At 56.5% G+C, this 22,382-nt stretch carries 21 protein-coding genes and 2 tRNA genes; all 23 read right to left on the reverse strand.

The annotated features are described in order from the left end of the window. The 23 genes from thrS to ftsH all read right to left on the reverse strand — a co-directional run bounded on the left by thrS (nucleotide 1) and on the right by ftsH (nucleotide 22,344). Nucleotides 1-1,935 (reverse strand): threonine--tRNA ligase, encoded by a 1,935-nt coding sequence (thrS, locus tag M0P56_RS05145; RefSeq protein ID WP_291508973.1) that lies wholly within the window; start codon nucleotides 1,933-1,935, stop codon nucleotides 1-3. Nucleotides 1,936-1,987: 52 nt separating this feature from the next. Then, a tRNA-Val gene (locus M0P56_RS05150) sits at nucleotides 1,988-2,062 on the reverse strand. Nucleotides 2,063-2,098: 36 nt separating this feature from the next. Further along, nucleotides 2,099-2,413, reverse strand: coding sequence for a DUF2818 family protein (locus tag M0P56_RS05155; protein WP_291508974.1), 315 nt, complete (start codon nucleotides 2,411-2,413; stop codon nucleotides 2,099-2,101). Next, the gene (gene nuoN / locus M0P56_RS05160; protein WP_291508975.1) at nucleotides 2,413-3,858 is read right to left on the reverse strand and encodes an NADH-quinone oxidoreductase subunit NuoN; all 1,446 of its coding nucleotides are present in this window, start codon (nucleotides 3,856-3,858) and stop codon (nucleotides 2,413-2,415) included. The genes M0P56_RS05155 and nuoN overlap by 1 nt, the downstream gene beginning before the upstream one ends. Before the next feature lie 12 nt (nucleotides 3,859-3,870). After that, on the reverse strand, nucleotides 3,871-5,355 hold the full coding sequence (locus M0P56_RS05165) for an NADH-quinone oxidoreductase subunit M (RefSeq protein ID WP_291508976.1): 1,485 nt from the start codon (nucleotides 5,353-5,355) through the stop codon (nucleotides 3,871-3,873). 3 nt (nucleotides 5,356-5,358) lie between these two features. After that, the gene (gene nuoL, locus M0P56_RS05170; RefSeq protein WP_291508977.1) at nucleotides 5,359-7,341 is read right to left on the reverse strand and encodes an NADH-quinone oxidoreductase subunit L; all 1,983 of its coding nucleotides are present in this window, start codon (nucleotides 7,339-7,341) and stop codon (nucleotides 5,359-5,361) included. A 1-nt stretch (nucleotide 7,342) separates the two neighbouring features. Then, nucleotides 7,343-7,660: an NADH-quinone oxidoreductase subunit NuoK gene (nuoK, locus tag M0P56_RS05175; RefSeq protein WP_291508978.1), complete on the reverse strand. Its 318-nt coding sequence runs from the start codon at nucleotides 7,658-7,660 to the stop codon at nucleotides 7,343-7,345. Beyond that, entirely contained in the window at nucleotides 7,657-8,256 is a 600-nt protein-coding gene (locus M0P56_RS05180) for an NADH-quinone oxidoreductase subunit J (protein ID WP_291508979.1), read from the reverse strand. The genes nuoK and M0P56_RS05180 overlap by 4 nt, the downstream gene beginning before the upstream one ends. 15 nt (nucleotides 8,257-8,271) lie before the next feature. Continuing rightward, the gene (gene nuoI / locus M0P56_RS05185) at nucleotides 8,272-8,763 is read right to left on the reverse strand and encodes an NADH-quinone oxidoreductase subunit NuoI (protein WP_291508980.1); all 492 of its coding nucleotides are present in this window, start codon (nucleotides 8,761-8,763) and stop codon (nucleotides 8,272-8,274) included. A 10-nt stretch (nucleotides 8,764-8,773) separates the two neighbouring features. After that, entirely contained in the window at nucleotides 8,774-9,799 is a 1,026-nt protein-coding gene (gene nuoH / locus M0P56_RS05190; RefSeq protein WP_291508981.1) for an NADH-quinone oxidoreductase subunit NuoH, read from the reverse strand. A gap of 11 nt (nucleotides 9,800-9,810) precedes the next feature. After that, complete coding sequence (nuoG, locus tag M0P56_RS05195) at nucleotides 9,811-12,156, reverse strand: NADH-quinone oxidoreductase subunit NuoG (RefSeq protein ID WP_291508982.1); 2,346 nt, start codon at nucleotides 12,154-12,156, stop codon at nucleotides 9,811-9,813. After that, nucleotides 12,156-13,403, reverse strand: coding sequence for an NADH-quinone oxidoreductase subunit NuoF (nuoF, locus tag M0P56_RS05200; RefSeq protein WP_291508983.1), 1,248 nt, complete (start codon nucleotides 13,401-13,403; stop codon nucleotides 12,156-12,158). Before nuoF ends, nuoG begins: the two co-directional genes overlap by 1 nt. Before the next feature lie 25 nt (nucleotides 13,404-13,428). Beyond that, nucleotides 13,429-13,920: an NADH-quinone oxidoreductase subunit NuoE gene (gene nuoE / locus M0P56_RS05205; protein WP_291508984.1), complete on the reverse strand. Its 492-nt coding sequence runs from the start codon at nucleotides 13,918-13,920 to the stop codon at nucleotides 13,429-13,431. A 3-nt stretch (nucleotides 13,921-13,923) separates the two neighbouring features. Next, a complete protein-coding gene (locus tag M0P56_RS05210; protein WP_291508985.1) occupies nucleotides 13,924-15,177 on the reverse strand; it encodes an NADH-quinone oxidoreductase subunit D in 1,254 nt (417 codons plus the stop codon). Continuing rightward, nucleotides 15,164-15,769, reverse strand: coding sequence for an NADH-quinone oxidoreductase subunit C (locus M0P56_RS05215; RefSeq protein WP_291508986.1), 606 nt, complete (start codon nucleotides 15,767-15,769; stop codon nucleotides 15,164-15,166). Before M0P56_RS05215 ends, M0P56_RS05210 begins: the two co-directional genes overlap by 14 nt. Nucleotides 15,770-15,772: 3 nt before the next feature. Next, the gene (locus M0P56_RS05220) at nucleotides 15,773-16,249 is read right to left on the reverse strand and encodes an NADH-quinone oxidoreductase subunit B family protein (RefSeq protein ID WP_163098500.1); all 477 of its coding nucleotides are present in this window, start codon (nucleotides 16,247-16,249) and stop codon (nucleotides 15,773-15,775) included. Further along, nucleotides 16,240-16,596 carry an NADH-quinone oxidoreductase subunit A gene (locus M0P56_RS05225; RefSeq protein WP_291508987.1) on the reverse strand — a complete coding sequence of 119 codons (357 nt, stop codon included), beginning with the start codon at nucleotides 16,594-16,596 and terminating at the stop codon, nucleotides 16,240-16,242. Before M0P56_RS05225 ends, M0P56_RS05220 begins: the two co-directional genes overlap by 10 nt. 133 nt (nucleotides 16,597-16,729) lie before the next feature. Then, nucleotides 16,730-16,814 (reverse strand) — tRNA-Leu (locus M0P56_RS05230). A gap of 37 nt (nucleotides 16,815-16,851) precedes the next feature. After that, a complete protein-coding gene (gene secG / locus M0P56_RS05235) occupies nucleotides 16,852-17,241 on the reverse strand; it encodes a preprotein translocase subunit SecG (RefSeq protein ID WP_291508988.1) in 390 nt (129 codons plus the stop codon). Between the two features lie 4 nt (nucleotides 17,242-17,245). Beyond that, nucleotides 17,246-18,019 carry a triose-phosphate isomerase gene (tpiA, locus tag M0P56_RS05240; protein WP_291508989.1) on the reverse strand — a complete coding sequence of 258 codons (774 nt, stop codon included), beginning with the start codon at nucleotides 18,017-18,019 and terminating at the stop codon, nucleotides 17,246-17,248. Nucleotides 18,020-18,134: 115 nt separating this feature from the next. Next, nucleotides 18,135-19,499, reverse strand: coding sequence for a phosphoglucosamine mutase (glmM, locus tag M0P56_RS05245; protein WP_291508990.1), 1,365 nt, complete (start codon nucleotides 19,497-19,499; stop codon nucleotides 18,135-18,137). A gap of 86 nt (nucleotides 19,500-19,585) precedes the next feature. Then, on the reverse strand, nucleotides 19,586-20,425 hold the full coding sequence (folP, locus tag M0P56_RS05250; RefSeq protein ID WP_291508991.1) for a dihydropteroate synthase: 840 nt from the start codon (nucleotides 20,423-20,425) through the stop codon (nucleotides 19,586-19,588). Beyond that, entirely contained in the window at nucleotides 20,422-22,344 is a 1,923-nt protein-coding gene (gene ftsH / locus M0P56_RS05255; RefSeq protein ID WP_291508992.1) for an ATP-dependent zinc metalloprotease FtsH, read from the reverse strand. The genes folP and ftsH overlap by 4 nt, the downstream gene beginning before the upstream one ends. Between the last annotated feature and the right edge of the window lie 38 nt (nucleotides 22,345-22,382).

Here is a 22,382-nt window from a genome sequence, read left to right on the forward strand (position 1 = left end):
CTAGCCTTGCCACTCCAGGGTGTTAACCCGCTCCCGATCCATTTTCTGCAGAGCGGCTCCCACAGCGTCTATGGTAAAGGTGCCGAGATCCTGGCCATTTCGATCCCGCACCGCCACCGTACCCGCTTCTTTTTCCCTTTCCCCGACCACCAGCAGATAGGGCACCCTACGCAAAGTATGGGCGCGTATCTTATAACCTATCTTCTCGTTTCTCAAGTCCGTTTCTGCCCGGATGCCACGTTTCACCAATACGTCACTTACCGACTCCGCGTACTCTGTATAATGCTCACTAATGGGCAGCACCACAGCTTGTACAGGAGCGAGCCAGACCGGGAACTTGCCCTCATAATGCTCAATGAGTACACCGAAGAAACGCTCGATGGAGCCGAAGATGGCGCGATGCACCATGATGGGCACCTTACGCGCGCCATCCTCCGCCACATATTCCATGGCGAAGCGCTCTGGCAGATTAAAATCGAGTTGTACGGTACTGCACTGCCACTTACGGCCGATGGCGTCCTGGATCTTCAGATCGATTTTAGGGCCATAGAAAGCACCGCCACCTGCGTCCACCTGATAGTCCAGGCTGGCGCGCTCCAGGGCATTGCGCAAGGCCTGGGTAGCGACTTCCCAAATCTCGTCACTGCCCACTGAGTGCTCGGGACGGGTGGACAGATTGATTTCATATTGGCTGAAACCGAAGGTGCCAAGAATTTTCCGGACCAGCGCCAACACCGCACCGATCTCTGCTTCTATCTGGTCTGGCCGACAAAAGACGTGCGCATCATCCTGGGTGAAACCACGCACCCGCATCAAGCCATGCAGGGCGCCCGACATTTCATGGCGGTATACCGTGCCCAATTCTGCCCAACGAATCGGCAGATCCCGGTAGGAATGCAGCTTGTCCTTGTAAATCAGGATATGGAACGGGCAGTTCATAGGCTTGAGCTGGTAGGGCTGCCCCTCGTCCTGCATCGGGTCAAACATGGATTCGGCGTAAAAGTCCTTGTGCCCGGAGGTATACCACAACTGCTCGTGGGCAATATGCGGCGTATAGAGGAGATCGTAACCCGCGTCGACATGGGCACCGCGCCAGAAATCCTCAATGATGCGACGGACTCGTGCGCCCATGGGATGCCAGAACACCAACCCACCGCCGGCATCTTCCTGAATGGAGAACAGCTCCAACTCTGTGCCGATGCGCCGGTGATCCCGTTTTTCGGCCTCCGCCAGTTGCTGGAGATAGGCGTCAAGGTCTTTCTGCTGCGCCCAAGCTGTACCATAAATACGCTGCAACATGGGGTTACGAGAGTCACCGCGCCAGTAGGCACCCGCTACCCGTTGCAACTTAAATGCTCCCAAAGTACCGGTCGATGGCACATGAGGACCACGACACAGGTCCACAAAATCCCCCTGGCGATACAAACTCAACAACTCGCCTTCTGGAATGGCACGAATGATTTCAACCTTATAGTCTTCGCCCATCTTTTCAAAGAGGGCAACGGCGTCTTCACGGGAGAGTAATTCACGCTGCACCGGGAGATTTTCTTTGACCAGCGCGCGCATCCGCTCTTCGATAGTTTCCAGATCTTCTGGCGTGAAACCACGCGGGAAGGCAAAGTCATAGTAGAAACCGTTATCAATGACCGGTCCAATGGTGACCTGGGCTTCCGGATAAAGAGACTGCACCGCCTGTGCCAGCAAATGCGCCGTCGAATGGCGGATCACCTCCAGACCATCTGCGCTGTCGCGGGTAACAATCGCCACTTCAGCGTCCTGATCCAGCACCGCCGAAAGGTCTTTGAGGGTGCCGTTGACCCGCATGGCTACCGCAGCCTTAGCCAGCCCGCTGCCGATCGTGCGCGCCAACGCCAGCCCGCTCACAGGCTCTGCGAACTGACGACGACTACCATCCGGCAACTGGATATCTGGCATAGCCCCTCCAAAGAAAAAGCACCAGCGAGCATTGCCCCTCTGGTGCGGGATTTGGTAGGCGCGGGCGGTTTCGAACCGCCGACCTCTACCGTGTCAAGGTAGCGCTCTCCCCCTGAGCTACGCGCCTGCAGCCCGCAAATGTACCGGACTAGCGGGCTATACGTCAAGATCTGCGCAACATCGGCAGTACATTAAAGCGCCAGATAAAGCCCGGGATGGCAAAAACGGCGAACATGCACAGGGCAACCACATAAAACTCCCAACCCTGAGCGTGGTTCTGCCCATCCAGACCACGCTCCATGCCCATACCGATGATACCAACGATGAGATACATTGCCAGCCACTCAAGCAGATACCACTGCAGTGCTTTCTCACCAGCCACGGCACGGAAAAAAAATAGGCGGTTACCCAGCCACGGCAGATTAGCCGCGATAAAAGCCAGTGCAATATAGACCAGCACCCAGTCTTGCATACGCATCAGATCACCCCCTGCATGGCGTAGAAGCAAAAGGCCATCAGCGGCCCCGGCAGAATGCCGAGCACCAACAGCGCCAGACTATTCATGCTTAATGCAGTACTGGCCAAGTCATCACGCACAATAACCCCCGTCTCGGCATCTGCGTGGTCAAAGTACATCACTTTGACCACGCGCAGATAATAAAATGCGCCGATCACCGCGAGCAGTACGCCGATCACCGCGAGCCAGACATACCCTGCGGCAATCACCGCCTGAAACACCGCCAGCTTGGCATAAAAGCCCACAGTCGGCGGTACCCCGGCCATGGAAAACATGATGATCAACATCAGGAAGGCATACCAGGGCTTGCGCTGCGCTAGGCCCTTGAAGTCATCAATACGTTCCGCTTCAAAACCCGCCCGGCTGAGCAGCATAATCATGCCAAAACCGGCCAGGGACATCAGCACATAGACCACGGTATAGAAAAATGCACTCGCCAATCCAACCTCAGTGCCCGCCACAATGCCCAGCGACAGGAATCCGACGTGACCGACGGTGGAATATGCCAGCATCCGCTTAATGTTCTGCTGGGCAATAGCGATCACATTACCGACCACCAGAGACACCAGACTCAGCGCGACAAAAATCTGCTGCCAGGATTCCAGCATTCCGTAGCCACCGTCTACCAGCAAACGAATGATCAGGGCGAAGGCACCAATTTTTGGTGCCGAGGCGAGGAAGGTTGTCACCACCGTGGGTGCGCCCTGATAGACATCGGGTAACCACATATGAAAAGGTGCCGCGCCTAGTTTGAAGGCAATACCGGCGACGATAAACACCATGGCGAAGACCAGTACCAGGTTACCCCCAGTCACCTTCACCAACGCGCTGGCGATATTCCGCACATCCAGGGTTCCCGTCAGGCCGTAAAGAAGCGACATACCATAGAGCAGCATTCCAGAGGCCAGAGCGCCGAGGACGAAATATTTCAACCCGGCTTCTGACGCCGCCACACTGTCGCGATAGAAGGCGACCAGGGCGTACTGGCTCAGCGCCAACAGTTCCAGCCCGAGATAAATGCTGAGCAGGCTGCCGCCCGAGACCATCACCATGACGCCCAGTAAGGCAAAGAGCAGCAACACGAACACTTCGCCCCGGTAAATGCCGCGATCCACGAGGTAGCGCCTAGAATAGAGCACCACCATCAGTACAGCGAGATAGCTGAACAATTCCGCAACATTGGTGAAGGGGTCGAGAACGAAGAGACCGGCAAAGGCTGTACCGCTCTGCCCCATCTCAAAAATGGTCAGCACGACGGCGCCAATCAGGGTCAGCGCCGTCAGCACCGCTGCAAGATCACGCAGACGATCGCCCCAGAACAAGTCCGTCAGCAAAACGACGCAGGCCATCGTCAGTACCCAGATTTCCGGTATGGCGAAAGTCCAGTGCATAAGGAATGAATTCATAGGCAAAGTCCTTTACGCCGGAATTTTGGAGAGAGACACCTGAGTCACCAGATGCTGTACCGAGCTGTGCACGATATTGAGGAAGGGCGCTGGCCAAAGCCCCAGTAGCAAGGTAAAAGCGGCCAAAGTACCCAGTACAAACATTTCCCGACCATCAAGGTCTTTCAGTCCGGCCACTTCGGAATGGGTAACGCTGCCAAAAATCGCCCGCTTGAAGAGCCAGAGGGTATAGCTGGCACCGGTAATTAAGCCCGTGGCCGCCAGAATCGCAGCCCATGGGTTCACCTGATAGGTTCCGAGCACCACCATAAACTCGCCAACAAAGCCAGAGGTGCCCGGCAGACCGACATTACCCATGGCAAATAACATCATCAGCGCCGCAAAAATCGGCATGACATTAGCCACACCACCATAGGCTTTGATATTACGGGTATGCATCCGGTCATAGAGCACCCCGACACAAAGGAACATGGCCGCACTGATAAAACCATGAGACAACATTTGAATGATACTGCCCTGAATCGCCACGCTATCGAACACAAAAAAGCCCAGAGTCACGAAACCCATGTGAGCAATGGAGGAATAAGCAATCAGCTTCTTCATGTCTTCCTGCACAATGGCCACCAGCGCGACATAAATAATCGCGATGAGGGACAACAGAATCATCAGCCAGGCCAGCTTATGACTGGCGTCGGGCACAATGGGCAGGCTCAGGCGCAGGAAACCGTAAGCGCCCATTTTCAGCATCACGGCTGCAAGAATGACGGACCCCCCTGTCGGCGCCTCCACATGGGCGTCGGGCAACCAGGTGTGCACCGGCCACATGGGGACTTTCACCGCGAAGGCAAGGAAAAAGGCCATGAAGATAAGAACCTGCGCGCCCATCCCCAGAGGGGTCTTCTGAAACTCCAGCAAACTGAAGCTATTACCACTGTGGAAGTACAGATAGAGCAGCGCTACCAGCATCAGCACCGATCCCAGGAAGGTATACAGAAAAAATTTAATAGTCGCGTAGACCCGTCGCGGGCCACCCCAGACCCCGATAATCAGGAACATGGGAATGAGCATGGCTTCCCAGAATACATAAAACAAAACGGCATCCAGCGCGCAGAAGACACCAATCATCATACCTTCCATGATCAGGAAGGCTGCCATGAATTGTGCCACCCGCTCTTTCACATTTCGCCAGGAACTAATGACCACCAGCACCGTAAGGAAACTGGTGAGCAGAATAAACCACAGGGAAATCCCGTCGACGCCCAGGTGATAAAAGATGTTCAAGGAGGGAATCCAGGCAACCCGCTCGCTGAACTGCATCGCCGCCGTATGCGTATCAAACCCGGTGAAAAGTGGAATGGTCACAGCGAAGGCAGCGAGAGACACCAGTAGTGCCAGCCAGCGCGCGGCCTCGGCACGGCGATCACCTACCACCAGGACCAGCAGACCGCCAACGATTGGCACCCAGATGGCATAACTAAGGAGGGATGAAGGCGCCATACTTTACCCCCTCCAGACCACGAAATAAGTCATGAATAGAATCAACCCGATAATCATCGCAAAAGCGTAGTGGTAGATATAGCCCGTTTGGACACGCCGCCACGACGATGCCGCCTTGCCAATCTCACGGGCCGTGCCGTTGACTAAGATGCCGTCGATGAGGCGCTCATCGCCCACGTGCCAGAATAAACGACCAAATTGTAGGACACCACGCACCAGAACCGCCCGGTTGAAAGCATCAAAACCGTATTTGCTCTCCAGCACCCAAATAAAGGGGCTGAGGAATCGGGTCAGTGCCACTGGCAGACCCGGACGTAACCAGTAGAACCAGGTGGCAACAGCAATACCAGAAAGTGCCAGCCAAAACGGCGCGGCGCGCAAACCATGCAGCAGGAACTCTCCGGTACCTTGCCAATGAGTGCTGATCTCCCCAACGGTATTTAGCTGCGGGGCAATCACCAGCGAAGAGTCGAGGAAGTGTCCAAAACCGATAGGACCGATATAGGCCCAGCCTGCGTAAATCGCCGGAATGCTCAGGGCAATCAGGGGCACAGTAATCACCCTGGGTGACTCGTGCAGATGCGCATGGGTGTGGGCATCCATACGGGGAGCGCCATGAAAGACGAGAAAGAACATTCGGAAGGTATAGAGTGCCGTGACGAAGGCGCCTGCCACCAGCATGAACTCTGCCCAGCCGGCACCGGGCAGGGTCGAGAGCCCCACGGCTTCAATAATGAGGTCCTTACTGAAGAAGCCGGCGAAGGGTGGCATGCCCGATAACGCCAGACTGCCAATCAGGAAGGTGACATAGGTGATGGGCATCGCCTTGCGCAGTCCACCCATTTTGCGAATATCCTGCTCGTTAGCCATTGCATGAATCACCGAGCCCGCTGCCAGGAATAACAAGGCCTTAAAAAAGGCATGGGTCATCAAATGGAAAATTGCCGCAGAAAAAGCAGAAGCGCCCAGCGCTGCGGTCATGTAACCCAACTGGGAAAGGGTCGAGTAGGCAATGATGCGCTTGATATCGTTCTGCACCAGACCGATGAGTCCCATAAAGAGTGCGGTCACCGCGCCGATGAAAAGCACCACGGTAAGGGCCATCGCTGACTGTTCATAAATCGGCGACATCCGCGCGACCATGAAAATACCCGCAGTGACCATGGTCGCCGCATGGATCAAGGCAGAAATCGGGGTCGGACCCTCCATGGATTCCGGCAGCCAGACATGCAAAGGCACCTGCGCCGATTTACCCATGGCGCCGATAAACAGGAGCAAGGCAATCCAAGTCAACACACTCCAGGGATGACCGGGGATGATTTCTAACGTCTGCCCCACCAGATGGGGTATGGCCGCGAATACCGTGCGGTAATCCAGACTGCCGCAATAGTGGTATATAGCCGCAATCCCGATCAAAAAACCAAAATCGCCAACGCGGTTAACAATGAAAGCCTTGAGTGCTGCGACGTTGGCGCTTTCCCGCTGGAACCAGAAACCGATGAGCAGATACGAAACCAGACCCACCGCCTCCCAGCCAAAAAAGATCTGGAGAAAATTATTGCTCATCACCAGCATAATCATACTGAACGTGAACAAGGCTATATAACTGAAGAAACGCGCGTAACCCGGATCACCGTGCATATAACCAATGGTATAAAGATGCACACACAGAGATACAAAGGTCACAATGACCAGCATCAGTGCCGTCAGGCTATCGATATCAAAACCAATAGATACCGGGAGATGCCCCAATACCGCCCAGGTATAGACATTCCCGTAAAAGGTGATGCCGTGACTGGACTGCCACAGCACCGCTAAAGACAGATAGAAAGCAATAACTACGCCAATAGTCGGCGCCCAATGCGCCTGTTCCCGAAGCTTCCAGCCCCAGAAACCGGCCATCAGGGAACCCACCAGCGGCGCCAGCGGAATGGCCAGATACACGGCGAGAGGGGGAAAGGCGTTTAACCAGTCAAAAACCCACATATCAACCCCTCAACTCGTCGATATCATCTACATTAATGCTATGGCGATTACGGAAGTACACAACCAGTATCGCCAGGCCAATAGCCGCTTCGGCAGCCGCCACGGTGAGAATAAAAAACACAAACACCTGTCCGTCGAGATTGCCGAGATAATGGGAAAATGCGACCAGGTTGATATTCACTGCCAACAGCAACAACTCGATCGCCATCAGCAGAATGATGACATTTTTGCGATTGAGGAAAATGCCGACCACGCCGATGGAAAAAAGCATCGCCCCGAGAATCAGATAGGCCGCCAGGGTCGGTTGTCCAGCACTCATGATTTTGGCTCCCGCAAATCCACCAGATGCACCCGATCTTTGGCGCGCACGGCCATCTGTGCACCAATATTCTGAGTTTTCGTACCCGTCCGGCGCCGCAAGGTCAGAGCGATGGCGGCAACAATAGCTACCAGCAGAATAACTGCCGCTATTTCAAACGGATACAGATATTGGGTATAAAGAAGAACCCCCAGCGCCCGCGTATTATCGGCATTGGCGGGTATAGCTGCGGGTGCGGAAATATGACCCAGCGGAGAAGTCCAGAAAACAGCCGCCAGTTCCAGCACACCGAGGATAGCAATAGCCAGACCTAATGGCAGATAACTGAGAAAGCCTTCTTTGAGACGTGCCAGGTTGATATCCAGCATCATCACCACAAAGAGGAAAAGCACCATCACCGCACCCACATAGACCAGGATAAGAATCAACCCCAGGAATTCTGCTCCCAGCAGGATGAACAGGGCTGCCGCATTAAAAAATGCCAGCACCAGATACAAGGTCGCATACACCGGGTTACGCGCCGTCACCACGAGGGTTGCGGAACCCAGCAGTATGGCCGAGAAAATATAAAACAGGATCGTGGTTACTGGCAGCATGGCATCCATTCTCCGTCAGCGATAAGCGCGATCAGCATCGCGATCGGCAGCCAGCTCTGCTTCCAGGCGATCGCCATTGGCCAGCAGCATGTCTTTGGTATATATCAGGTCGCTGCGAGCTTCGCCGTGATAAGACAGCACCCGGCTTTCGACGATGGAGTCCACCGGACAGGACTCTTCACAAAGCCCGCAAAAAATGCACTTGCTGAGATCAATATCGTAGCGAGTCGTCCGCCGCGTACCATCGCTGCGGACATCGCTTTCGATGGTAATGGCCAGCGCCGGACACACGGCCTCACAGAGCTTGCAGGCAATGCAGCGTTCCTCGCCGTTCTCATAGCGGCGCAAGGCGTGCAGGCCCCGGAAACGCGGCGATTGCGGCGTTTGCTCTTCGGGGTATTGCACGGTGATTTTTCGCGCAAAGAAATAACGGCCGGTAAGCTGCATGCCGCGCAGCATCTCGGTCAGGAAGAAGGTGTTAAACCATTGCTTGGGGCGAAACTGCATATTGTTCTCCTCAGCGCAAAATGGCACGTAATGGCGTTTCCAGAGCAACGCCGACTACGACAATCCAGGCGATCGTCACCGGGATAAACACTTTCCAGCCCAAACGCATGATCTGGTCATAGCGATAACGGGGAAAAGTGGCGCGAATCCATAAAAACACGTAGAGCAGGAAAGCCGTTTTTAGCAACAACCAGACTATTCCGGGAATCCAGGTGAGCACCGGCGTATTGATCGGCGCATACCAGCCACCGAGAAAGAGCACCGTCGTCAACACGGAAACAAAAATCATATTGGCATATTCAGCCAGGAAGAACAGTGCGAAGGCCATCCCGGAATATTCCACATGGAAGCCTGCCACAATTTCCGACTCCCCTTCCGCTACGTCAAAAGGGGCGCGGTTGGTTTCTGCTATGCCGGAAATAAAATACACCAGAAAGAAAGGGAATAAGGGCAGCCAGTACCAGGACCAGAAACCGCCGCCCGCCTGTGCTTCAACGATTTTAGTCAGATTCAGGGTCTGGGCCAGCATCAGCACCCCCACCAAGGCAAAACCCATGGCGATTTCATAAGCCACCAACTGGGCCGCCGCACGCATGGCCCCCAGAAAGGCGTATTTGGAATTGGACGCCCAGCCCGCAACGATGATGCCATATACCCCCAGACCGGCAATAGCCAGCACATAGAGCAGGCCTGCATTCATATTGGAGATGGCCATATCCGGACCGAAAGGAATAGCCGCCCAGACCAGCAGCGCCGGCACAAAAGCCAGCACGGGTGCCGCCAAAAAGAGAAAGCGATTGGCGTTGGTGGGAATGATCACTTCCTTGAACATCAGTTTAATCGCATCCGCAATCGGCTGCAGCGAACCTTTGAAACCCACCCGGTTGGGGCCCAGACGCACCTGTATATAACCGATCACCTTACGCTCCGCCAAGGTCAGATAGGCCACGCCCAATAGTAGCGGCACCACCACGATAATGATTTTTATCAGCGACCAAAGGATCGCCCACCACGCCGTATTCTGAAAATCCTGCATGGCTCCGCCTCCTAAGCACTGGCCGCGGCGGCAGGTAGCGTCGCCATGGTCACCGAGCAGGTCGCGTAAGTGGCGCCTAATGCTGCAGTTTCGTCATACCCCATAGGCACCCAGACGGTACCCATCGGAATCCGCACGTCCAGTACCAGAGGCAGAAAGATTTTGCCGCTGGAACTACTGATTTCGACAAAGTCCCCGCTTAGAGCCAGCACCGTGGCCTGGTCCGGATGCATTTTCGCCACGGCAGGCTGGGTCAGAGGTGCTGCACGTCGCACCAGTGGATCGCCCCGATAGATGGACCAGTCGCCCAGACGGCATAACCCATCAGCAGACATAGTCTCAGGAGCCAGCTCCAAAGTGGGGAAGGCATGGAAAGGCGGCACATCCAGCGCATACTCACCAATTTCGTGCTGCCAAGCGGCAGTGACTTCACTCAGTTCATTAAACTGGAATCCAGACAGCTCAAGGCCATCACCAAGTACGCGCAGTATCTTCCAGGCCGGACGCGCCTCGCCCGGTGTTTTTACCGCTGCCCGAAAGGTTTGCAGGCGCCCTTCATTATTAATGAATGACCCGGAACCCTCGGCAAAAGCCGCCATGGGCAATATCACGTCAGCATACTGCTTCGCTTCGCTGGCAAACTGCGTGATGCTCAGCACGAACTCCGCTTTTTGCAGGGCGGCCAGCGCTGCACCGCCGCGCATCGCGTCCATACCAGGCTCTGTCGCGAGGAGCACAAAGCCGCGTATATCCGAGTCCCAAAGCGCATCGGCAGGCAACCCCAACTCCTGTGCGGTATGACCACCGGGCAGACGATGCGGTACACAACCACTCAGCCAAGCCCCTGCACTATTAGCCTCTTCCGCCAGCCAGCCGACCCGCCCGCCCGCCAGTTCAGCGAGCGTCTCAATCCGGGCAATCATCTCTGCCGCCTGTGGGTGATGCAGCAAGGCGCTGCCAATGAGAATGAGCGGGTTATCCGCAGCAAGCAATGCTCTAGCCGCATGAGCAAGCAGATCGTCACTCGCGGTTCCGGAAAGGTCTGACAGGCGGTTGCATAGGGCGTCATAAAGAGCAAGATCCATACCCGCATCAGCTATCAACTGCGTCACGGGATAGTTAAAATCCTGACGCAGGCTGTCCATGGCAATGACCTTACCCCCCTGCAATACGGATTTGCGCAGCCGGTGGTTAGTCAGCGGCTGTTGTTGCCGGGGGAACGCATGGCAAAGCAGCACGACAGGCTCATGCTCCAGATCTTCCAGCGCCATATTCAAGGCCGGGTAGACTGGCATTGCGGCATCCGCACGAAAATCCTGCTGACGCAAACGGTGGTCCACATGCGGACTACCCAGACCACGCAACAGCGCCTGGAAAAGAAACAACTCTTCATTGCTGGATTGCGCCGAAACAAGTCCCGCCAGCCGCTCCGGGCCGTGCCGGGCGATCACTTGCTCCAGGCCAGACAAGGCCGCATCCAGGGCGTCCGCCCAAGGGACTTCGCGCCATTCGCCATCCACCCGCAACAAAGGCTGAGTCACACGATCTCTGGCCTGCAAACCGGTGTAGGCGTAACGCCCTTTGTCACAAATCCATTCTTCGTTGACCGCCTCGTTTGCTCGCGGCAGCACCCGCAACACCTCACGTCCCAGACTCTGCACATCAGTATTGCAGCCCGTCGAACAATGCGGGCAGAGTCCCGGCGTATGCTTCAGCTCCCAGGAACGCGCCTTATAGCGGAAAGGCTTGCTGGTCAGCGCGCCCACCGGGCAAAGGTCAATCATGTTGCCGGACAATTCCGACTGCACCGCCTTGGCGACATAGGTGCCAATGGCCATATGCTCGCCACGTCCTGTCGCCCCCAGCTCCATGATCCCGCCGATCTCCTGGCCGAAGCGCACGCAGCGGGTACACTGGATGCAGCGGGTCATTTCCGTGGCGATAAGTGGCCCGATGTTCTTGTCCTCCACGACCCGTTTCTCTTCCGTGTAGTGGCTGTGCGGATTGGCAAAGCCCATGGTGACGTCCTGCAAAGGACATTCACCACCCTGATCACAGATAGGGCAGTCCAGGGGATGGTTGATGAGCAGAAACTCCAGCACACCCTGCTGTGCCATCTTCGCCTTGCGCGAAGCAGTCGCAATCTTCATGCCGTCGGCGACGGGTGTCGCACAGGCCGGCAATGGCTTGGGGGCTTTTTCTACATCCACCAGACACATGCGGCAATTGGCCGCCACCGACAACTTCGGGTGGTAGCAGAAAAACGGAATATAAATCCCCAGAGACCCTGCGGCCTCCATAATGGTCGTCCCCGGCGCCACCTCAATGGCGTGCCCGTCAATTTCGATGTGCGGCATCAGGCAGCTCCCATGCTGATCAGACAACGCTTGTGCTGAATGTGATATTCATATTCTTCGCGAAACAGGCGGATAGAGCTGACCACCGGAGCTACGCCGCCATCGGCCAGAGCGCAGATGGTGCGACCCTCGATGCGCGAGCCCACATCCAGTAGCAGTTGCAGGTCCGCTTCGCGGCCTTGACCGTTTTCGAGGCGATGCATCACTCGCCACAGCCAACCCATCCCTTCCCGGCAGGGCGTACACTGGCCGCAGGATTCGTGCATATAAAAACGGGCGATGCGCTCCACGGTTTTCACGATGCAGACGCTGTCATCCATGATAATCACCGAACCGGCGCCCAGTGCCGAACCGGCTTTGGAAATGGAGTCATAGTCCATGGTCACTTCCATCATGGCAGATCCCGCCACCATAGCGGTGCTGGTTCCTCCGGGAATAACCGCCTTCAACTGACGGCCTGGCCGCAGTCCACCCGCCATCTCCAGCAAGTCCTTAAAGGGCAGCCCCATGGGCACTTCATAGTTACCCGGCTTCTGCACCTGACCCGTCACCGAAAAAATTTTGGTGCCGCCATTATTGGGCTTGCCCAGACTCAGGAACCAGCCCCCCCCCTTGGTGATGATGTCCGGGACTGAGGCAAAGGTTTCCACGTTATTGATAGTAGTAGGCCGTCCGTACAAGCCGTAACTGGCCGGGAAAGGTGGTTTGAAGCGTGGCTGCCCTTTCTTTCCCTCCAACGCCTCCATCAGCGCCGTTTCCTCACCGCAGATATAGGCGCCTGCCCCTCGGTACACATACAGATCAAAGGAGAAATCGGTACCAAGAATGTTCTGCCCGAGATATCCCTTCGCGTAAGCCTCTTCCAACGCCCCTTCCACAATCTGGATTGGCTCTACAAACTCGCCGCGGATAAAAATGTATCCGGCACTGGCCCCCATGGCGTAGGCACCGATAATCATGCCCTCAATCAGACGATGGGGTTCATAGCGCATAATGTCCCGGTCCTTGCAGGTACCGGGTTCACCCTCATCGGCATTGCAGAGCAGGTACTTGGTACCTGTCACGCCCTTGGGCATGAAACTCCACTTCAGCCCGGTGGGGAAACCGGCGCCCCCCCGCCCACGCAGGGCAGATTTTTTTATCTCGCTGATGATCTGATCGGGCGCCATGGGTTCCAGCAGCACCTTGCGCAGAGCGCCATAGCCCCCGGTCCCGGCATATACGGAGAGGCGGTGGGAATCGGGCATACCACGATTCTGCAGCGTAACACCGTTAACGAACATCGTCGGGCCCCCCACGTAATTTCGTCAGCAAGGCATCCAGACTTTCCGGCGTCAAGTTCTCGTAGTAGTGATCACCGACCTGCAGCATCGGTGCATCTTTACAGGCACCCAGGCACTCCACTTCCTGCAGGGTAAAAAGACCGTCTGCGGTCGTCTCCCCAGGGTCCACACCCAGTCGCTCACTGAGGTGCTGAAGTACCGCGTCGGAGCCGTTCAGAAAACAGGATACGCTTCCGCAGACGCAGAGCTTGTGTCGACCCACCGGCTTGAGGTCGTACATACTGTAAAAAGTGGCCACCTCGTAGACCTGAATCGCCGGGATGCCGAGCAGATCGGCAACATACTCCATCACCGCTTCGCTCAGATAACCCTGCTCCTCCTGGGCAATGCGCAGCGCCGCCAACAAGGCAGAACGCGCCTGATTCGTCGGATATTTGGCCCGTTCAAGAGCAATTTCTGCCAGAGATTTTTCCGATAACATGGCTTACCTGTCGATCTCGCCGAAAACAATGTCCATGGTGGACAAAATAGCCACCACGTCCGCGATCATATGCCCACGCGCCATCTCATCCATGGCGGCGAGATGCGGGAATCCGGGTGCACGGATTTTCATCCGGTAGGGTTTATTGGCACCATCGGAAATCATGTAAATACCGAATTCCCCCTTGGGGGCCTCCACCGCGGTATAGACCTCGCCCGCAGGGACCGCCATGCCCTCGGAAAAGAGTTTGAAGTGATGGATCAACGCTTCCATGCTGGTTTTCATCTCTTCGCGGGGCGGCGCGGCCACCTTGAAATCATCAGTAATCACCGGGCCGGGGTTCTTGCGCAACCAGTCCACACACTGGGCAATAATCTGGTTGCTCTGCCGCATCTCGGCCACACGGACCAGGTAGCGATCATAACAGTCCCCAGTTTTTCCCACTGGAATATCAAAATCCAGGTCGGCATAAGCCGCGTAGGGTTGTGTACGCCGCAAATCCCAAGCCACCCCGGAAGCACGCAGCATGGGTCCGGTAAAGCCCAGTTGAATGGCCCGCTCCGGTCCCACGACGCCGATACCCACGGTGCGCTGCTTCCAGATACGATTATCTGTCAGCAGAGTCTCATACTCATCCACATAGGTGGGAAAACGGCGAGTAAAGTCCTCAATGAAATCGAGCATACTGCCCTGGCGGCTGGCATTGAGTGCTTCCAGTCGCTGGGCATTCCGATAGGGAGACGGTTGGTACTGGGGCATCTGTGCAGGCAGGTCACGGTAGACGCCACCCGGGCGATAGTAGGCGGCATGCATGCGCGCGCCAGAGACGGCCTCGTAGACATCCATGAGATCTTCCCGCTCGCGGAAGCAGTAGAGAAAGACACTCATAGCACCGACATCCAGCGCATAGGCGCCCAGCCAGAGCAGATGATTGAGAATACGGGTAATCTCGTCGAACAGGGTCCGGATATATTGGGCCCGCACCGGCACCTCAAGACCAATCAACTTCTCGACCGCCTGACAATACGCGTGCTCATTGCACATCATGGACACGTAATCCAAACGGTCCATATAGGGCAAGTTCTGCAGATAAGTCTTGCTTTCTGCAAGCTTTTCGGTAGCGCGATGCAGCAGGCCGATGTGAGGATCGGCGCGCTCGATCACCTCACCATCCAGCTCCAGTACCAGACGCAGCACACCATGGGCCGAAGGATGCTGCGGTCCGAAATTCATCGTGAAATTGTTAATTTCGGGCATTATAGTGACCCTCCCCTTCCTCGCGGATGATACGCGGCACCACCACGCGCTCCTCGGTGCGTGTCGGCTCGTAGACCACCCGGCCCTGGTCCGCGTCATAACGCATTTCCACCGTACCGACCAGGGGGAAATCCTTACGGAAGGGATAACCTACAAAGCCGTAGTCCGTGAGGATACGCCGCAGGTCGGGATGGCCGTCAAAGAGAATCCCGTAAAGATCAAAAGCCTCACGCTCAAACCAGTTCGCCGCCGCCCAGATATCCACCACCGAGGGCACAATCGGCAAATCGTCATCCGCAAAAATGCGCACCCGCAAACGCTGGCGATGTTTCAGGGAGAGCAGATGATAAACCACAGCGAAGCGGGGACCTTCCCAAAGCCCATCGCCGTAGTCGACATAGTCCACACCGCAAACGTCCACCAACAAATCAAAGGCACAGTCCGCGTCATCCCGAAGCCGGAGACACGCCGCCAAAAAACCCTCACGGGACAACTCCACGGTCAACTCACCGCGATCCAGCCGCACGCTGCGTAGTGTCTTTCCCAGTTCCGCGCCTAGATACTGGCGCAAATTTTCGAGTGCGTCAGTCATAGCTCACCTGGCAATGGTATTCGTACGACGGATTTTTTTCTGCAACTGTATCAGGCCGAAAAGCAGGGCCTCAGCGGTGGGCGGGCAGCCCGGCACATAAATATCCACGGGCACAATGCGATCGCAGCCACGCACAATGCTGTAGGAATAGTGATAGTATCCCCCACCGTTCGCACAGGAGCCCATAGAGACCACCCAGCGGGGTTCCGGCATCTGGTCATAGACCTTGCGCAAGGCTGGCGCCATCTTGTTGACCAGCGTCCCCGCCACGATCATCACGTCGGACTGGCGCGGGCTGGGGCGAAAGACAATGCCGAAGCGATCCAGATCGTAGCGCGCGGCGCCAGCGTGCATCATCTCCACCGCACAACAGGCGAGACCGAAGGTCATGGGCCAGAGAGAACCAGTTCGGCTCCAATTCACCACGGTATCGATACTCGTGGTGACGAAGCCTTTTTCGAGGATACCTTCTATTCCCATTCCAGTGCCCCCTTCTTCCACTCATAAATGAAGCCGACGACGAGAATGGCAAGGAAGATCATCATGGCGAGGAAACCCGTCATCCCGATCTGATCGAAGACCACCGCCCACGGAAAGAGAAAGGCGATCTCCAGATCAAAGAGAATGAAGAGGATGGCCACAAGATAGTAGCGCACGTCGAATTTCACGCGCGCGTCCTCAAAAGCCTCGAACCCGCATTCGTAGGGTGAGAGCTTTTCACTGTCCGGCTTGCTTGGCCCCAGCGAAGCCCCCATCAGCAACGGGACCACACCAACCACCAAGGCAACGAGCAGAAATATGAGCACTGGCAAATAGTGGTTCAACATCCCCAACCCCCTCCACCTAATCTGGGCTCTGGAAAACCGCATCCAAAAGCCGCCTATAAATTATTTTTCTTGTATATAAATCAGGGCCCTGTCAAAACCCAGAGACAAAAAAACAGCCCTATAGGCTGCAATTTGGTGCCGAAGACCGGACTCGAACCGGTACAGCTTGCGCCGCCGCCCCCTCAAGACGGTGTGTCTACCAATTTCACCACTTCGGCTTAATATTTAAAACTCTCTCATGACACGCTAACGACGTCAAGGCTTGACGGGGGTTTTTCCTGCAGAAGCAGAAGGAACCGCACCGGTCGCAGGACCCACTGTTGCTGCTACCGACTGCGTCGGAGCAGCAACGACGGGTACTGCTGTCGTCACTGGCACTTTGCTAGGCAAGGCTATACCAGAAACCGTACTGCTGGAATGGTCGGAAAGATAGGCCAATCCGAGGCTGTTCAAAAAGAATACAGCGCCAATCACGGCAGTGGTGTGGCTCAGGAAATTACCCGCACCGCGCGCACCGAAAACGGTCTGCGAACCGCCACCGCCGAAAACCGCGCCAATATCCGCACCCTGCCCCTTCTGAATCAGAATAAGCCCCACCAGGACGATACAAATGATGACCTGGAATACCAGCAACGCCGTGTACATCGCCTCAGCCTCCTCGTCCTGCCGACTCGGCAGCACGACAAATTTGGATAAACTCACCCGCCTGCAAGGAAGCACCACCGACCAGACCGCCGTCAATGTCCACCTGGTCAAAAAGTGCGGCTGCATTGTTACCTTTAACGCTCCCGCCGTAAAGCACTAAGAGACGTTTGGCGAGTTGCGCCGAGTATACGGCCACCAACCCACGGATGAAGGCATGCACCGCCTGTGCCTGTTCGGGACTGGCACTCAGACCGGTACCAATGGCCCAAACGGGTTCATAAGCAATGATCATGTTGGGCTGGCTCGCTTCGAGATTCAACAGTGGCAGTATGGCTTCGACCTGACGGCGTAATACCGCCTCCGTGGCACCTTGCGCACGCTCCGCTTCAGTTTCACCCACACACACCACCGGAACAAGACCCGACAGCAGTGCTGCCTTAACCTTCTGGGTGACCTGCAGATCGCTTTCCGCAAAGATTTGCCGTCGCTCGGAGTGCCCAATCAGCACATAACGGCACCCCATATCACGAAGCATGGCACCCGATATTTCTCCCGTATAGGCACCGCTGGCTTCCCAGAAAAGGTTTTGCCCACCCCAACGCAAGGCGCTGCTTTTGGCCTCCTGAGACACTGCGTGGAGCAACGTAAAGGGCGGGAATATCACCACCTCTGGACGCATCGGCTCCAGCCCGGCATGGAGGATGGCCTGAGTGAGATGCACCGCATCCGCACCCAAGCCATTCATTTTCCAGTTTCCTGCTACCATTGTGGGACGCACGCTAATTCTTCCTTATGATCAATGTCTACGACGACCTCATCGCCCCTGGGGTTGCCGATGGCACGGTCATGATTATCTAATGTGGCGGCCAGTGTAAGGATTCAGCCTCGAATGGTCAATTTAGCGCTCCTGGGACTGCGTGGGTAAGTGCCAGCTTGGCCAACTCTGTGGTCAGCATCGCCGCCACATCGCCCGCCACATCAGCGGATGCCGCCTCTACCATGATCCGTAATACGGGTTCCGTACCAGATGGCCGCACCAGTAAGCGTCCTGTTCCTCCCAAGCGATCCTCTGCATCCGCAATCAACTGACGCGCCGATGGCTGGTCGAGCAAACTGTGCGCACCCGCCATGCGCACGCTCTTCAGCACCTGAGGAAAAGGACGATAACCTTCACGCAGCACTGCCAGCGCCTCACCAGCGCGGCGCAGGATAGCCAATATCCGCAACGCGGCAAGGATGCCATCACCGGTAGTGTTCGCGGGTGTAATGATGTGCCCCGATGACTCGCCACCCAACGGATAGCCATGGCGACGCATGGCCTCCAGCACATAACGATCACCTACGGGCGCGCGCAGCATCGGCACACCGCAGCCGGCCAGTGCCTGTTCCAGAGCGAGATTAGTCATGACCGTACCGACCACACCAGGGAGCTCGCCGTGCTGACACATATCCCGTGCCAGCAACCAGAGAATTTCATCACCGTCAAGTAATTCACCCTGATCGTCCACCAAGAGCAGGCGATCACCATCACCATCAAAGGCAATGCCCATATCTGCGCCAGTGCGGAGCACTGCGGCACGCAATGCTTCGGGATGGGTGGAGCCCACCTGATCGTTGATATTGATGCCGTTGGGCTCTGCCCCCAGCAAGTCCAGGGTAGCACCCAACTCCCCGAAAATCATCGGAGCCACCTTATAGTTGGCACCATGGGCGCAGTCCAGCACCAGACGCATACCACGCAGGTCGAGATCGGCAGGGAAGGTGGTTTTGCAAAACTCTACATAGCGGCCCGCCGCATCATCTACCCGCCGCGCCTTACCCAGACGCTCTGATGCCGACAAGGTCATGGGCCGCTCCATCCAAGCCTCGATGGCCTCCTCCTGAGCGTCCGGCAACTTGTAACCATCCCCAGAGAAAAATTTGATACCGTTGTCCTGATAGGGATTGTGCGAGGCGCTAATGACGATTCCAGCATCCGCGCGCAAGGTGCGCGTCAGATAGGCGATGGCTGGCGTCGGTAAAGGGCCGACCAGCAAAACATCAACGCCAGCTGCCGCCAGACCGGACTCCAGAGCGGACTCCAGCATATATCCCGACAAACGGGTGTCTTTGCCAATAACCACCCGGGGCCGACCCGGCGCGTCGGCGGTGAGCACATGTCCAGCAGCCCAGCCCAGGCGGAGAACCCATTCAGGATGAATAACAGAATCACCGACCTGACCGCGCACCCCGTCGGTCCCAAACCATTTTCTCGCCATAGTTTCTTTGACTCCACATAGGGGCGGTTTGTCAGCGCCTGGGGCGTAACTCTGCCTATAGTTAAAAAAGGTGAACCTTTATTTCTTCAACTCAAACCCATTCCGCGCCAGACCCGCAGCGCCTGCACCGTTTCGCCCACATCGTGGACACGCACGATGTGGGCGCCGCGCTCTACTGCCCAAAGTGCAGCAGCAATACTGCCCGCCACACGCTCTGCAGCCCGTTCCGCACCGGAAAGTGTACCGATCATGCGCTTGCGGGACAGACCAACGAGCAGCGGCGCACCTATGGACGCAAAGGCATCCAAATGGCGCAGTAAACTGCAGTTGGCTTCCAGATCTTTGGCGAAACCAAAGCCGGGATCAATGAGCAGATGTTGTCGGGGAATGCCTGCCGCGACACAACACTCTATGCGCTCAAGCAGGAAGCTCTTCACCTCCGCTACCACATCGACGTAATGGGTTTCTGCTAGCATATTCTGCGGAGTACCCCGCATGTGCATCAGACAGACGGGAACACCCAACTCAGCAATAGTCCCCAATGCCAGCGGATCACCACGCAACGCGGTCACATCATTCATCAACCCTGCGCCCAAGGACCAAGCTGCACGCATAACGGCGGCTTTGCTGGTGTCAATGGAAATGGGCAGCGGCACCTCTGCCGCCACCGCTTCCAATACCGGCAGCAGGCGCCGCAATTCTTCCTCCAGCGCCACCGCTGGCGCCCCCGGACGGGTGGATTCCGCCCCGATATCGATGATATCCGCGCCCTCTTCCCACATCCGTTTAGCGCGCGTAAGCGCAGCATCCACAGACAGATAGGTGCCACCGTCGGAAAAAGAATCAGGAGTGATATTGAGCACCCCCATAACACAAGGGCGCCCGAGAACCAGTGGGCGCCCGTTGCAATCCAGCGTCAGGGTCAAACGGGGTGTTCTCCTGGATTCAGGCCAGGCAACGACTGCCCGCCCGATTTGTCGGCCGTCGTGACATTACCACTGGGTGTGGAGGGATAGTTTCCCGTACCCTCTGCCGGCGGCTGCGGGTCGCGGCCAGCCATGATGTCACTCACCTGCCCCGCGTCCAGTGTTTCATACTTCAGCAGGGCCCTAGCCATGGCCTCGACCTTGTCACGATTCTCTTCAATCAATTTACGGGCAATGCCGTAGCGCTCCTGGATAATATCGCGCACCTCCCCGTCCACGGTTCGCGCCGTCTGCTCGGAGATATTGCTGTGCTTGGTCATTTCCCGACCGATGAACACCTCTTCCTCTTTTTCACCAATGACCATCGGCCCGATGCCGGACATGCCCCACTGGGTCACCATGCGCCGCGCCAGGTCGGTGGCACGCTCAATGTCGTTACCCGCGCCTGTCGTCATCTGGTTGAGGAACACTTCTTCTGCAATACGCCCACCCATGAGAATGGAGATGTTACAGAGAATTTCCTGACGCTCGTAATTAAAACGATCCTCCGTCGGCAACTGCATGGTGAGCCCCAAGGCCCGGCCACGCGGAATGATGGTGACTTTATGCACCGGGTCCGTGCCCGGCAACAACTTGGCGACCACCGCATGGCCCGACTCGTGATAGGCCGTGGTTTCCCGCTGTTTGTCGCTCATGACCACCGACTTGCGTTCAGCGCCCATCATGACCTTGTCTTTGGCATCCTCAAAGTCATGCATATCTACCAGACGCTTGCTCCTGCGTGCCGCCATCAGCGCCGCTTCATTGACCAGATTGGCCAAGTCCGCGCCGGAGAAGCCCGGGGTACCCCGGGCAATGACCTTGGGGTCTACGTCCGGGGCAATCGGCACCTTACGCATGTGCACCTGCAGAATCTGCTCGCGCCCGCGAATGTCCGGCAAAGGTACAGTGACCTGCCGGTCGAAACGACCGGGTCGCAACAGCGCCGGATCCAGCACATCCGGACGGTTGGTGGCAGCAACAACAATAATGCCCTCGGTACCCTCGAAACCATCCATCTCCACCAACAACTGATTCAGGGTCTGCTCGCGCTCGTCGTTACCGCCACCCAAGCCCGCACCGCGCTGACGACCCACCGCATCGATCTCGTCGATGAAGATAATGCAAGGAGCATGTTTTTTAGCCTGCTCAAACATATCGCGAACCCGCGATGCGCCGACACCGACAAACATTTCCACAAAGTCGGAGCCGGAGATAGAGAAGAAAGGTACTCGTGCTTCGCCCGCAATGGCACGCGCCAGCAAGGTCTTACCAGAACCCGGCGAGCCCATGAGCAATACGCCCTTGGGAATCCGTCCACCAAGGCGCTGGAACTTCTGCGGATCGCGCAGGAATTCAACGATCTCTGCAAGCTCATCCTTGGCTTCTTCAACACCCGCCACGTCGGCAAAAGTGACCTTATTGTTTTCTTCCGTCAGCATCCGCGCCTTGCTGCGGCCGAAAGTCATCGCTCCCCGACCGCCCGCGCCACCACCGCCCATCTGGCGCATGAAGAAAATCCATACACCGATCAGCAAGAGCATCGGGAACCACGAGATGAGGATAGAAAGCAACAGCGATTGCCCTTCCGGCGGCTTGACCGAGATCTTCACCCCGGCAGCCAGCAGTTGGGGAACGAGTTGCGTGTCGTTTGCCGGAGTGTAGACGCTGAATTGCTGCCCGGAACTGAGGCTGCCATTCACATGATTACCGTTGATGGTGACATCGGCAACCTGACCCTGTTTGACGCTATTCACGAAGGTCGAGAAATCCATAGCCTGAGCCGGCGTCGAACTGCTCGTATTGAGGTTCTGAAACACCAGCATCAGAATGACGCCAATCGCCACCCACAACAGCACATTTTTTAAGATATTATTCATTCGCACACCCCCCAAACGGGAGAATTAGACCGATTATA

The organism is Acidithiobacillus sp. (assembly GCF_023229925.1).
Classification (GTDB): Bacteria; Pseudomonadota; Gammaproteobacteria; order Acidithiobacillales; family Acidithiobacillaceae; genus Acidithiobacillus.

What these genes read in the sequence shown, in the direction of transcription:
- secG (WP_291508988.1), bottom strand. Translation starts at nt 17,241, where the DNA reads ATGTACACGGCGTTGCTGGTATTCCAGGTCATCATTTGTATCGTCCTG.
- nuoN (WP_291508975.1), bottom strand. Translation starts at nt 3,858, where the DNA reads ATGAATTCATTCCTTATGCACTGGACTTTCGCCATACCGGAAATCTGG.
- nuoK (WP_291508978.1), bottom strand. Translation starts at nt 7,660, where the DNA reads ATGAGTGCTGGACAACCGACCCTGGCGGCCTATCTGATTCTCGGGGCG.
- thrS (WP_291508973.1), bottom strand. Translation starts at nt 1,935, where the DNA reads ATGCCAGATATCCAGTTGCCGGATGGTAGTCGTCGTCAGTTCGCAGAG.
- nuoF (WP_291508983.1), bottom strand. Translation starts at nt 13,403, where the DNA reads ATGCCCGATTCCCACCGCCTCTCCGTATATGCCGGGACCGGGGGCTAT.
- glmM (WP_291508990.1), bottom strand. Translation starts at nt 19,499, where the DNA reads ATGGCGAGAAAATGGTTTGGGACCGACGGGGTGCGCGGTCAGGTCGGT.
- M0P56_RS05165 (WP_291508976.1), bottom strand. Translation starts at nt 5,355, where the DNA reads ATGGCGCCTTCATCCCTCCTTAGTTATGCCATCTGGGTGCCAATCGTT.
- nuoL (WP_291508977.1), bottom strand. Translation starts at nt 7,341, where the DNA reads ATGTGGGTTTTTGACTGGTTAAACGCCTTTCCCCCTCTCGCCGTGTAT.
- ftsH (WP_291508992.1), bottom strand. Translation starts at nt 22,344, where the DNA reads ATGAATAATATCTTAAAAAATGTGCTGTTGTGGGTGGCGATTGGCGTC.
- M0P56_RS05210 (WP_291508985.1), bottom strand. Translation starts at nt 15,177, where the DNA reads ATGCCCGAAATTAACAATTTCACGATGAATTTCGGACCGCAGCATCCT.
- nuoH (WP_291508981.1), bottom strand. Translation starts at nt 9,799, where the DNA reads ATGCAGGATTTTCAGAATACGGCGTGGTGGGCGATCCTTTGGTCGCTG.
- M0P56_RS05225 (WP_291508987.1), bottom strand. Translation starts at nt 16,596, where the DNA reads ATGTTGAACCACTATTTGCCAGTGCTCATATTTCTGCTCGTTGCCTTG.
- M0P56_RS05155 (WP_291508974.1), bottom strand. Translation starts at nt 2,413, where the DNA reads ATGCGTATGCAAGACTGGGTGCTGGTCTATATTGCACTGGCTTTTATC.
- M0P56_RS05220 (WP_163098500.1), bottom strand. Translation starts at nt 16,249, where the DNA reads ATGGGAATAGAAGGTATCCTCGAAAAAGGCTTCGTCACCACGAGTATC.
- nuoE (WP_291508984.1), bottom strand. Translation starts at nt 13,920, where the DNA reads ATGTTATCGGAAAAATCTCTGGCAGAAATTGCTCTTGAACGGGCCAAA.
- M0P56_RS05215 (WP_291508986.1), bottom strand. Translation starts at nt 15,769, where the DNA reads ATGACTGACGCACTCGAAAATTTGCGCCAGTATCTAGGCGCGGAACTG.
- M0P56_RS05180 (WP_291508979.1), bottom strand. Translation starts at nt 8,256, where the DNA reads ATGCTGCCAGTAACCACGATCCTGTTTTATATTTTCTCGGCCATACTG.
- nuoI (WP_291508980.1), bottom strand. Translation starts at nt 8,763, where the DNA reads ATGCAGTTTCGCCCCAAGCAATGGTTTAACACCTTCTTCCTGACCGAG.
- nuoG (WP_291508982.1), bottom strand. Translation starts at nt 12,156, where the DNA reads ATGCCGCACATCGAAATTGACGGGCACGCCATTGAGGTGGCGCCGGGG.